The 10,117-nt window shown below is 44.6% G+C and carries 13 protein-coding genes and 2 pseudogenes; 9 read left to right on the top strand and 6 right to left on the bottom strand.

Annotation, left to right across the window (positions count from 1 at the left end; all coding sequences use genetic code 11):
- Nucleotides 1-584: IS3 family transposase (locus tag CBW42_RS05800; protein WP_087018658.1), on the bottom strand; the 584-nt coding region annotated here is incomplete at its 3' end.
- Between the two features lie 141 nt (nucleotides 585-725).
- Between CBW42_RS05800 and CBW42_RS05795 the strand changes: the two are divergent.
- Nucleotides 726-1,948 (top strand): annotated as a pseudogene (locus CBW42_RS05795) (IS256 family transposase).
- Here CBW42_RS05795 and CBW42_RS05790 read toward each other — a convergent pair.
- Both CBW42_RS05790 and CBW42_RS05785 read right to left on the bottom strand, forming a co-directional pair.
- A complete protein-coding gene (locus CBW42_RS05790; protein ID WP_087018656.1) occupies nucleotides 1,941-2,399 on the bottom strand; it encodes an IS3 family transposase in 459 nt (152 codons plus the stop codon). The pseudogene CBW42_RS05795 and the gene CBW42_RS05790 sit on opposite strands and share 8 nt — an antisense overlap.
- A 62-nt stretch (nucleotides 2,400-2,461) precedes the next feature.
- On the bottom strand, nucleotides 2,462-2,758 hold the full coding sequence (locus CBW42_RS05785; protein WP_087017840.1) for a transposase: 297 nt from the start codon (nucleotides 2,756-2,758) through the stop codon (nucleotides 2,462-2,464).
- A gap of 644 nt (nucleotides 2,759-3,402) precedes the next feature.
- Between CBW42_RS05785 and CBW42_RS05780 the strand changes: the two genes are divergently transcribed.
- From CBW42_RS05780 to CBW42_RS14640, 3 genes are all read left to right on the top strand, one after another.
- Nucleotides 3,403-3,729, top strand: coding sequence for a hypothetical protein (locus CBW42_RS05780; protein ID WP_087018654.1), 327 nt, complete (start codon nucleotides 3,403-3,405; stop codon nucleotides 3,727-3,729).
- A 715-nt stretch (nucleotides 3,730-4,444) separates the two neighbouring features.
- Nucleotides 4,445-4,669 (top strand): hypothetical protein, encoded by a 225-nt coding sequence (locus tag CBW42_RS05775; protein WP_087018652.1) that lies wholly within the window; start codon nucleotides 4,445-4,447, stop codon nucleotides 4,667-4,669.
- Between the two features lie 780 nt (nucleotides 4,670-5,449).
- On the top strand, nucleotides 5,450-5,593 hold the full coding sequence (locus tag CBW42_RS14640; protein WP_165761079.1) for a hypothetical protein: 144 nt from the start codon (nucleotides 5,450-5,452) through the stop codon (nucleotides 5,591-5,593).
- A 134-nt stretch (nucleotides 5,594-5,727) separates the two neighbouring features.
- On the opposite strand, the gene CBW42_RS05770 is transcribed toward CBW42_RS14640, so the two are convergent.
- Nucleotides 5,728-6,135 (bottom strand): SLOG family protein, encoded by a 408-nt coding sequence (locus CBW42_RS05770; protein WP_108721048.1) that lies wholly within the window; start codon nucleotides 6,133-6,135, stop codon nucleotides 5,728-5,730.
- Between the two features lie 245 nt (nucleotides 6,136-6,380).
- Here CBW42_RS05770 and spoIVB point away from each other — a divergent pair, with 245 nt between their 5' ends.
- The 5 genes and pseudogenes from spoIVB to CBW42_RS15345 all read left to right on the top strand — a co-directional run bounded on the left by spoIVB (nucleotide 6,381) and on the right by CBW42_RS15345 (nucleotide 8,985).
- The gene (gene spoIVB / locus CBW42_RS05765; protein ID WP_087018650.1) at nucleotides 6,381-7,388 is read left to right on the top strand and encodes a SpoIVB peptidase; all 1,008 of its coding nucleotides are present in this window, start codon (nucleotides 6,381-6,383) and stop codon (nucleotides 7,386-7,388) included.
- A 139-nt stretch (nucleotides 7,389-7,527) separates the two neighbouring features.
- Nucleotides 7,528-7,803 carry a cupin domain-containing protein gene (locus CBW42_RS05760; RefSeq protein ID WP_242969806.1) on the top strand — a complete coding sequence of 92 codons (276 nt, stop codon included), beginning with the start codon at nucleotides 7,528-7,530 and terminating at the stop codon, nucleotides 7,801-7,803.
- A 109-nt stretch (nucleotides 7,804-7,912) separates the two neighbouring features.
- Nucleotides 7,913-8,029: pseudogene (locus tag CBW42_RS05755) on the top strand (SpoIVB peptidase S55 domain-containing protein); the annotation flags it as partial.
- Nucleotides 8,030-8,164: 135 nt separating this feature from the next.
- Nucleotides 8,165-8,695, top strand: a complete 531-nt coding sequence (locus CBW42_RS05750; protein ID WP_087018646.1) for a GNAT family N-acetyltransferase — start codon at nucleotides 8,165-8,167, stop codon at nucleotides 8,693-8,695.
- Nucleotides 8,696-8,751: 56 nt separating this feature from the next.
- The gene (locus CBW42_RS15345; protein ID WP_108721047.1) at nucleotides 8,752-8,985 is read left to right on the top strand and encodes a SpoIVB peptidase S55 domain-containing protein; all 234 of its coding nucleotides are present in this window, start codon (nucleotides 8,752-8,754) and stop codon (nucleotides 8,983-8,985) included.
- Between the two features lie 84 nt (nucleotides 8,986-9,069).
- Here CBW42_RS15345 and CBW42_RS05745 read toward each other — a convergent pair whose 3' ends face one another.
- A complete protein-coding gene (locus CBW42_RS05745; protein ID WP_087018644.1) occupies nucleotides 9,070-9,468 on the bottom strand; it encodes a hypothetical protein in 399 nt (132 codons plus the stop codon).
- 96 nt (nucleotides 9,469-9,564) lie between these two features.
- On the bottom strand, nucleotides 9,565-10,077 hold the full coding sequence (locus CBW42_RS05740; RefSeq protein WP_407922953.1) for a type I restriction endonuclease subunit R, EcoR124 family: 513 nt from the start codon (nucleotides 10,075-10,077) through the stop codon (nucleotides 9,565-9,567).
- Nucleotides 10,078-10,117 lie beyond the last annotated feature (40 nt).

Here is a 10,117-nt window from a genome sequence, read left to right as displayed (position 1 = left end):
AGCTGGTCGGCGAGATGTGTATAAGAGACAGTATATACTCGCTTCCGATTATAGTAGATAAACACATATCGAAAGATAATAGATTTAACCTCCGCCATTGGCATTCGGTAAGTAGGAATTCTATAGAGCAGTTCCTTCTTCAAAGTTGCGAAGAAGCTCTCCATTCGGGCGTTATCGTAGCAGTGTGCCACACCGCTTAAGCTCTGCAGCATACCATATTCAGAAAGTTTTTTCTTGAACGCCTCGCTGGTATACTGGCTTCCGCGATCGCTATGAAGTGTCGCGCCTCGAACCGGATACCGGCAGGCAACTGCCTTGAGTGTATTGATACAAAGTTCTTTTCGCATATTGTCATCCATCTGAAGAGAAAGAATCTCACCGTTAAAGCAATCCATAATCGGGGAAATATAGAGTTTTCCGTCCAGGCAGCCGATCTGCGTGATATCTGTCAGCAGTTTTTGATACGGGGTATCAGCCCGAAAATCCTGCTTGATCAGATTTTCCTCCTCTTGAATTTCGGTGGCAGCGCGTGTTAAACCATGCGGACGTCTGGGTCTGCCGTGAATCAGACCTTTTTCGTGCATAATTCGCCTGATTCTACGTTTTCCTGTGTGGAATCGAGACCCCTGAAAATTTCGTGTAAACGACAAGCTTCGGCAGTATGATTGAACTCCAATCCGTCAAGAATGGAAGCAACCACCTAAACGGAAAAGGAGACAATAATCATGCAGAGAGTACCACAGGATTTATTACGGGAATACGTGAAAAGCCAACACTTTACCAGCACAGCCGACATCATGCAAGCTATGAAAGAGATGTTCCGAGACGTCATTCAGCAGGTGATGGAAGTGGAGATGGAGGAGGAACTCGGTCATGAAAGATGCCAGCGTTCTGCCCCTACAGCAGGAGATCAACCCAGGAATTACCGCAACGGCTATTCCCGGAAGAAAGTAAAAACCCAGTTAGGCGAGATTGACATCAGGGTCCCGCGTGACCGCAACGGCAGCTTTGAGCCAAAGATTATTGGCAAGTATAGTCGGAATGCGGAGGGGATGGAGGACAAGATTCTGGCCCTATACGCCTGCGGATGAGCCAGCGGGATATTGCAGAGCAGATCAAGAGCCTGTATGACGTGGACATTTCTCCTGAGTTGGTCACAAAGATCAGTGAGAAAATTATGCCAGAAGTTACAGCCTGGCAAAATCGCCCGCTGGAACCGGTCTACCCATTTATCTTTATGGATGCTATCCACTACAAGGTCAAGGAGGATCACCGATATGTGACCAAGGCTGCCTATGTAGTGCTGGGTATCACGATGGACGGTCAGAAGGATATCTTAGGTGTCTGGATTGGAGAGCACGAGAGCAGCAAATTTTGGCTAAATGTGTTGAATGACCTGAAAAGCAGAGGAGTTTTGGATGTTTATCTGTTCTGCACCGATGGTCTCTGTGGAATGCCCCAGGCGATTGAGGCGGTCTATCCCAAGGCAAGGCTGCAGCGCTGCATCGTGCACCAGATTCGCAGTTCTACCAAATATGTTAGCTACAAAGACATCCGTCAAGTCGTTGCCGATCTGAAGAAAATCTACACGGCAGTGACAGAAGACGAGGCCATACAACAACTGAAAAACTTTGCAGAAAAATGGTGCAGCCAATATCCTTCCTGCGTCAAGAGTTGGGAAGAGAATTGGGACGTGCTCAGCACCTTCTTCGAATATCCCATGGAGATTCGGAAGATCATATACACGACGAACATTATTGAGGGGCTGAACCGCCAGTTCCGGCAAATGACGAAGAACAAGCCGTCGTTCACCAACGACGATTCCTTGCGCCGGATGCTTTATCTGGCCTCACAGCGGATTGTGAAGCACTGGCATGCCCGGTGCCAGAACTGGGATCTGATTCTGAGCCAGTTGGAGATCATGTTCGCCGACCGCAGCGTTACCTGATTCCCAGGCTGTAGGCTTCCCGGCAGGCTCTGGCAGCATTCACGCCCTGCGGGCGCGCATATTGCAGAGCCTGCACGGGAGAACGGTAGCCAAGGGAATTCAGGCCAGCACATGCGCAGAAAACTGCACCATTCTTGACATTTGTCGAATATCGCTTACACAAAATTCTACGGAGTACCCGTGTTAAACCATGCGGACGTCTGGGTCTGCCGTGAATCAGACCTTTTTCGTGCATAATTCGCCTGATTCTACGTTTTCCTGTGTGGAATCCGTTCTGCTCCAAGGCAAGCTGCATTCGTTCCACGCCGTAATTGTCATTATAATCGGATTCATTCATAATCCTGTCTATTGCCGCCGAAAGAAGCGCGTCCTTAGACGGCTTACTGAGATTCTTCAGATATCGATAATATCCAGATTCGCTTACATGAAGAATTCTGCATAATAGTTCCACACTCCACTCCTTATCTGAATCTGTCTGTATAGAGTGGATAAAGCGGTATCGCTCATGTGCTTTTACTTCTTTCGGCGCGCTGCGAAAAAACCAAGAGCCTCCTGAAGTATATCGTTAGCTCGTTGGAGCTCTTTGACTTCCTTCTCCAGCTCAAGCATTCTTCGTTCCTGCTCGCTTGCCGGCAGTTGTTTATGACCACTTCCTACAAATGCCTGATCTCCGTATTTCTTTCGCTTACCTCGCCAGGTTGTGACTGTATTGTAGGGGATTCCAAGCTGGTCAGCCGCCTTCTTTGCTCCGATTTCATCTGAGAGCTTCAATGCTTCTTCTTTAAAATCTTTATCGTAGCTTCTTGCCATGATTTCTCACCGTTCCTTTGTTCTTATTCTATCATAGTTTGGTGAGTTTTCCGACTCTACTTAAATGATACCACTCCATATGCCTTATATATAGGAATTGCACAAAATCGCCGCAAACCACCCCCCTTTTTTAACGTTGTTTATGTGAATGGATTGGCTTATTGTAAAGTCTGGGCGGCGATCCTGATTTGTGCAAGGTATATACATATATATTATCTATATTATATAGGAAAAATATTATGGGATTAAGCATGGGAATAACCAGTTCGTAAAAGAGGACTTTGACAATGTCAAAGTCCTAAATAGGGTTCCGACATTGTCGGAACCCTATTTAGTAATCCGCATACCTAAAGAGTTGGCCGCGGGATAGAGGTAATCAATACACAGGTAGCAGAACCGCCAATGGCGGTTTTGGCATATCTAAGGAAGAATTAGCCAAGATGTACAATACTTCTGTTTAGTCTGCAAAGGCAAAAGAAAGACAGGCAATTACTCAATAGGGAAATTTTTCCACGCTGGATCAAGGTGGTGCAGGCGGAACTGGCGCGAATCAATATGCTTCAAGAGCCAATGGCACTTCGAGCAAAATACCATTTACAGAGGAAGAATACTTGGCAGACGAATTATGAAGCTGGAAAGACTGTATGGGATTAAGAATGGTGGGAATCGCAAAAGTGCGGGAATCAGAACGAACAATGTTCTATTTGATAAAGAACATCCGCGCACTCAGGAAGAACTTGCCGCGGAATCGAGGGAGTCAATACACAGGTGGCAAAACCGCCAATGGCGGTTTTGGCATTACGCAGGAAGAATTAGCAGAACAGTATGGATATTCTGTTGATGTAATAAAACGCGCAGAATCTCTCACAAAACTTCCGCAGGAGATTCAAGACCTTGTACAAGAGGGAACATTTCACCTTCTACCTTATTCAAACTTTTTTAGGTATAATATATTGATTTATGGCTTTTAATTGTGGGAATTACTAACAAAAAAATATAGTATGTTTTAACAATATATCATACTATAATACTAGGATATACGGTTGGGAGGATTGGTTTTGAAGTGAAAAATACTAAACCCATATGATAACAACATGGCAATATTCCACAATTTGTGCTTGAAATTCAAACATATCATAATATTGGTTCAAAAAACATAGCATAAAACCGGTATATATCATTGCAAAAATCGAAGAAATAGACCGAAAAATGACAAAAATACTTCAAAATGTGGAGGAAATGACTGAGAAAGTTTGAAGATTTAAAATTAAACTTATTTTTTTAAGAATTAGACAGCATACTTTTTTTGATATGTATACTTGGAAATGTCACAAAATGTGAATGAATTTGCATGTATATCATTAAATAATAAGGGATGAAAGCCAAAGCCCTTGTAAATTACAAGAAACAAATCAGCGCAGGATCAACTTTATATATTGTGCGGACATTCCGCCTGTTTATGAATACAAAAGATGTGTCCGGTTTTTATGTTCGGTTTGGCTTTCCGTTTTGCTTCCGGTTTTACTTACATAAATTACCGTTTCATATTTTTCTTCTCTTTCCTTTTTAATGGATAGGCTTGTTCTTGGTGAATGTATTGGCTCGCTGATTGCAAGTCTATCTACTTTTTTTAATACCCACGAATACATAAAGCATAATCTGGTGGAGCAAAGGCAGGTGACAAAAATGAAGAGCTACTATGTTGTACGCGAAAAGCCATACAAAAATTTTATTACTTATGTTGTTTACCAGCGTAAATATCGCCCGGAAATCTGGCGGGAGCTGAAAAAGAAACGATATCATGAATACTATGTGGGCAGCTATAGGGACTATGCGCTGGATCAGTTACCGGATGATGGGATAAAGGCTGCTGTATTCAATTACATAGACAGACACAAAGGAAAGACATAAAAAATGCGCCCATTAGTAGCCGAGCGTATGTTATTATATATAAAGAGACTGACAGCTTAACCCATATCGCGTCCACAATACGTCCACATACGAGCAAAGCACTGTAAAATACAAGAAAATATGAATGGCTCAAACAAGTTTATTTTCATCGGGGAAAAAGGCAAAATTACCATACAATAAGGGATAGTAAGTTCAGATTTGATATTCTGAGTATAAATTGTTTCTTATGGGCAACAATCCGATAGTTGGCGCTTCCGTTGCTGTTGCAGTTGACGTAGCTGCTGCTATGAACAAGTAAGTTGCTGGTTTTGCAGCTTTCTTAGCATCTTAAAACAGATTTATACCATATCTCCCTCCTGTTACCTGCATTTCAGCGGGTGACAGGAGGGAGATTTTCTTTGGATCTGTCTATGACGAGTGGGTTTGTATAACACCAGCTGCGGAAAAAACGCCGATTGTTCCACACAATACACAGGGGAAGTATAAATTTACTGTTTACAAAAAATATAAATTCGTTATTATAAACAACAAAGCAAAGATGCGTGCATATCATGGATGCAGGACACAAAAACTATCATGCAGATGGGAAGAAGGAAAATTCAGGGCAATATTCATCGCAGTCTGAGTCAAAATGTTGCAGGTGTTCGGGAGCGGCTGAAAATGGAGAACAGCAAAGTGTGTAAATATGAATTGTTTGCTTGCGGAAGCGCGTGCTGACTGGCGTGTGCACAGCATCGGTCAATGGGCGTACGATACGCTGGCGGAGTATAAGGAGGCAGTATGATTCAAATAATCCGCGCCGTTCTGGCGACCGCTGCAATTGTCAGCGTGTTGATTGTATATGCATGCTGCGTTGTCGCTGGCAGAACAGACAAGGCGGCGCAGCAGATGAAAATTCCAAAGAAACCAAATGGGAAGCAATAGCAAAGCCCCGCAGCCATGAGTTGGATTTGCGGGGCAGATTTTTGGATAAATCCTGTTTATTGATTTTATTTATGCTGGTACGGACGGACTGTCTGATGGGCAGAATCCTGTTGTCAGGTGCGTGGCAGATGGGATTATTCTCTGGAAGGGGATAATAGATATCCGTCTTTCTGTCCGAACAGCGTCTGCACCAGTTTGCCGTCGCGGATAATCAGTACATGAACCGGGGTATACTCTCGAATACAGTTATCGATGACATGTGCGGTTCCGCGCGATTTGCCATCCCACAGGACAAGAACATAATCACTGTACCGGATGAGTTCAATGTTGCGTTGGAGCGGTGCAGACTTGCGAAAACGCGCATAATTCGGATGGAAAATTTTTAAGGGAAGATGGGCACGCTGTGCATATTTCTGTGCAAGTTCATCTGCACCTTCAGCACCGCCGGAGACAATTTCGCTTGCTCCGCGCGGGATGTACTGCAATATGTCCGAATAACAATCCATCGTGATAGACCGTGAGCCTACAATCGCTACCCTCATGTCAAACTCTCCCTTTTTCTCCTGTGTTTTCCTGTTTCGTCATAGATGTCTATTCTGTGATGTTTATTATACACGGAAATGCCGCATCTGTCATCTGCTTCCTGCATGCATGGAGGAGCCGACAGACATTTCCGTCAGAGGACAGCGGCGGACATGCCGTGCAGACTCTGCCCATAGACCCAGACAAACGCACGAATGTGATTGCCGCATTGCGGTCACGATAAAAGAGGAAGGGAGAGGATGCAATGCGGAAAACATTGGCAAAGCAATGGTGTGCGGCACTGCTGTTGGTTTGTGCTTTGTCACCGAGCGCACAGGCGGCGTCGCAGAAACTGGTTCCGCTGGGCGTACCGGTCGGCGTGCGCATGACAGCGGCGGGCGTCGTCGTGTCAGCTATGACGACAGTAGACAGTCCGGCTGGGGAGATCTGCCCTGGTCAACAGGCCGGACTGGAGGCAGGCGACATTTTACAAGCGGCAAACGGGGAAACCCTTTCGTCCAGCAGCCAGCTTGCGGAAATTGTGAAGCAGAGCAGAGGTAACCCAATTCGGTTTACCGGACTGCGCGGAGATACTGATATTTCCGTGTCAGTCCAACCGGTCAAAAGCAAGACCACTGGAACGTATCAAATTGGGATTCTTGTGCGTGACAGCATGGCAGGTATTGGCACGCTGACGTATGTGGATCCGGAGAGCGGTGAATTTGGTGCGCTCGGTCATCCGGTCAGCGATATTGACAGCGGTGCGCTGATGCCGTTGGAAACTGGTTCTATTGTACCTGCGAGTGTGATCGGTGTTGTCGCGGGTGAAGCAGGTACACCGGGCGAGCTGGTCGGCACGTATGAATTTTCCCGGGAGATTGGTCAGCTGAACGAAAATACGGCGTGCGGCATTTTTGGCACACTGACGGACAGCTCGCTGTATTCTGCCGCTTATGCTGTGGATACGGCAGAGAAAGAGGAAATTTATACCGGAAAGGCGGAAATTCTGTTGTGTGTGTCAGGAAAGACACCAGAGTATTATGAAATTGTGATTGAGAAGGTGGCAACGAACACCGTGGATGGGCGTTCGCTGACCATTCGTGTCACAGACCCGGAGTTGCTGGAAAAAACTGGCGGGATCGTACCTGGCATGAGCGGCAGCCCGATCTTGCAGGATGGGAAGCTGGTCGGTGCGGTGACACATGTGCTGGTGAACAACCCGGCAAGAGGTTATGGAATCTTTATAGAAAATATGCTGGACGCGGCTGAATAAATAATTATAGCCTTTATCTTGTTGTCCCTATTGATAATTGCGGGAGATGTGATTGATAATAGGGGCAACCTTTTTCTTTGCAAGATGAAAGCTGTATGGTATACTTGGTGCAGATAAATCGGTATTTGGAGGAATCACTATGTTGGTTGATTTTGCTAAAATGAAAGAAATAACTGTGCCAGGAATGAATAACGGAACAGGAACGATGACAGCGAAAATGTATATGGACGAGCAAGGAAAAATAATTCCGTGTTCTATTCACGCAGGTGGATCCATCGGATTGCATAAGCATGAAACCAGTGATGATATAAATTACGTATTGTCGGGAAACGGAAAAGCCATCTGTGATGGTCAAGAGGAAATTTTGCGTGCTGGTACCTGCCATATTTGCAAAAAGGATCGGAACACAGTATGATCAATACGGGAACGGATGATTTGGTTTTGCTCACAATCGTTATAGAACGATAAATGTCAATTTGTTGCTTCACCAGGCTGAATAACGAACGTTCACTCGTAGGAGGTGTCCGATTTTGCAGGATGGGAAGCTGGTCGGCGCGATAACATATGTGCTGGTGAACAACCTGACGAGAGGATATGGAATCTTTATAGAAAATATGTTAGCAGCGGCTGAATCATTGTAGCAGCGCTGGATCTTGTTGTCCCTATTGACAATTGCGGGATGTGTGATTGATCGTAGGGACAACAATTTCTTTGCAGAATGAAAGTTATATGTTATACTTGGTGCAGATAAATCAGAATTTGGGAGGGCAGCAACTATGCATCTTGAACGAATTACCAATCCATTGCATTCCATGTATAACCGAGCTTTAGAGCTGTATCAAATTAGTTTCCCACTTCATGAACAGAGAGAGGCTTTTTCTCAGGCTGAGATTTTGCGTGATGATGACTATCATTTCGACCTGATTTACGATGCGGACATTTTTGTAGGGATTGTTTTGTATTGGGAGAGATTAGACAATGTCTACATCGAGCATTTCTGCATTCTGCCGGAAATGCGAAACAAGCAATATGGGCAGAGGGTGCTCTCGCTTTTAAAGGAAAAGCAGAAGACGCTCATACTTGAAATCGATCCCCCGATTGATGCGATATCCATCAGAAGAAAGGCGTTTTATGAGCGATGCGGATTTGTTGGGAATCCGTATCCGCATGTTCACCCTCCGTACCATAAGGGAAATAAAGGGCATGAGCTGGTCGTCATGAGTAACCCTATGCCGATTTCACAAGTGGAGTATGATGCCTTTTATGATTATCTGCAAAACAGAATCATGAATCATGCATTCGCATAAATTCCAGTTTCCTCAGCATATAACCAGAGTTGTTTACATAGCAGTCATGCACTTCGGTGCATGGCTGTTTTGCGTCTGCAAAATGGTTCCCTGAATTACAATCACTCGTGAGCAACTTGCCAACAATACGAAATGGGAAGCTGGTCGGCGCGGTGAAACATGTGCTGGTGAACAACCCGGCGCGAGGTTTGACAGCTCGATTGAAAAATGCTCGAAGCAGCAGGATAAGAGAGGAAACGGAAAGGCTCGCCCAAAGGGCGTTCAACACAGGGATTTTACAGAACAAGTAAAATATGAGTGCTGACAGCCCTCAAGCGGAGCAAAAAGAATGACCACAGCATTGGCAATCGCCTCTGTTGTGGTCATTTTCGTTATTATTGACTTACGAGTATCGTTACTATTGGGCCTGTAATCGCAGCAATCATAGCGACAGCTGCGATAATCATCATGATAGTATTGTATCTTCTACTGCTTTTCAAATCCTCTTGAGCAGCTTTGTATGACTCCGCCTGAGCATCATACATTTCCTTTAATTTATTATAATTATCAGCCAGCAGTTTATTCTGTTCAACAAGTATATTTATCTGCTGAGTTGTAAGATTATTTTGCTCCTCGATTTTCCTTTTAATATCACCCATTATAGTATCTTCCGGATCTATAATTGGAAGTTCAGGCATTTCAATTTTAGGATATATCGGTTCAGGCATAGCAATACGTGATATGTCAATAGGTTTGAAAGATGCTGATAAGTTTTTTAACGCATCAAAATCCATTCTTTAATCCTCCTTTTTTGCACCATACGGAGTTTTTCCATCCGCAACCATAAGCGGTGCCTGTGGAGCAAAATCGTATGTAATAACCTTTTTCTCTTACGGTTCATCGGAGAACTTAACAGAACCACCAATACCGAAGTATTTCTCAAAGAAAGCTTTCAGCTTGCTGATTACACCTTCTTTTTTCTTTGCTCTGTTACCGCCACCGAAACGACTGACTGGAGGAAGGATTTTCTCAATGTCTGTACCGACAATCTTGATTTCACCTTCTCGGAAGGAGTTGTCGAGGAACTTACGGGTTTCAGCCTCTTTCAGCTTTTCTTCCTTGATGATGGCAACCAGATCCTGTTCACGCTGTTCTGCAACGAAATCATGCCATTCGGTCATGACATCTTCAACATCATTGATACCTGCGATGAAGGTTTCAATAAGCGCCTTCTTGCTACGCAGCTCAGGGCTGGCATCGATAGCCTTTTTGATGGTGATAAGGACTTCCTTATCCTCGCAATGGGTATCGTGATACTTCTTCACGAGCATGAGGATATACCCCGGCAAATGAAAAATCGGCATAGCCCGGTAAAATACCAAACTATGCCGAATCTTTTTCAAGGAATTAAAATCCCTAAGTTGCACCGCCTAATGGTGGGCT

Origin of the sequence: Butyricicoccus porcorum, assembly GCF_002157465.1 — a bacterium.
Taxonomy (GTDB): Bacteria; Bacillota; Clostridia; order Oscillospirales; family Butyricicoccaceae; genus Butyricicoccus_A; species Butyricicoccus_A porcorum.
This window is presented reverse-complemented; position numbering and strand designations above follow the sequence as displayed.

Bases quoted from the DNA above. Each gene is read 5' to 3' on its own strand.
- CBW42_RS05785 (WP_087017840.1), bottom strand. From the start codon at position 2,758: ATGGCAAGAAGCTACGATAAAGATTTTAAAGAAGAAGCATTGAAGCTC.
- CBW42_RS05780 (WP_087018654.1), top strand. From the start codon at position 3,403: ATGGGATTAAGAATGGTGGGAATCGCAAAAGTGCGGGAATCAGAACGA.
- CBW42_RS05775 (WP_087018652.1), top strand. From the start codon at position 4,445: ATGAAGAGCTACTATGTTGTACGCGAAAAGCCATACAAAAATTTTATT.
- CBW42_RS14640 (WP_165761079.1), top strand. From the start codon at position 5,450: ATGATTCAAATAATCCGCGCCGTTCTGGCGACCGCTGCAATTGTCAGC.
- CBW42_RS05770 (WP_108721048.1), bottom strand. From the start codon at position 6,135: ATGAGGGTAGCGATTGTAGGCTCACGGTCTATCACGATGGATTGTTAT.
- spoIVB (WP_087018650.1), top strand. From the start codon at position 6,381: ATGCGGAAAACATTGGCAAAGCAATGGTGTGCGGCACTGCTGTTGGTT.
- CBW42_RS05760 (WP_242969806.1), top strand. From the start codon at position 7,528: ATGTTGGTTGATTTTGCTAAAATGAAAGAAATAACTGTGCCAGGAATG.
- CBW42_RS05750 (WP_087018646.1), top strand. From the start codon at position 8,165: ATGCATCTTGAACGAATTACCAATCCATTGCATTCCATGTATAACCGA.
- CBW42_RS05745 (WP_087018644.1), bottom strand. From the start codon at position 9,468: ATGGATTTTGATGCGTTAAAAAACTTATCAGCATCTTTCAAACCTATT.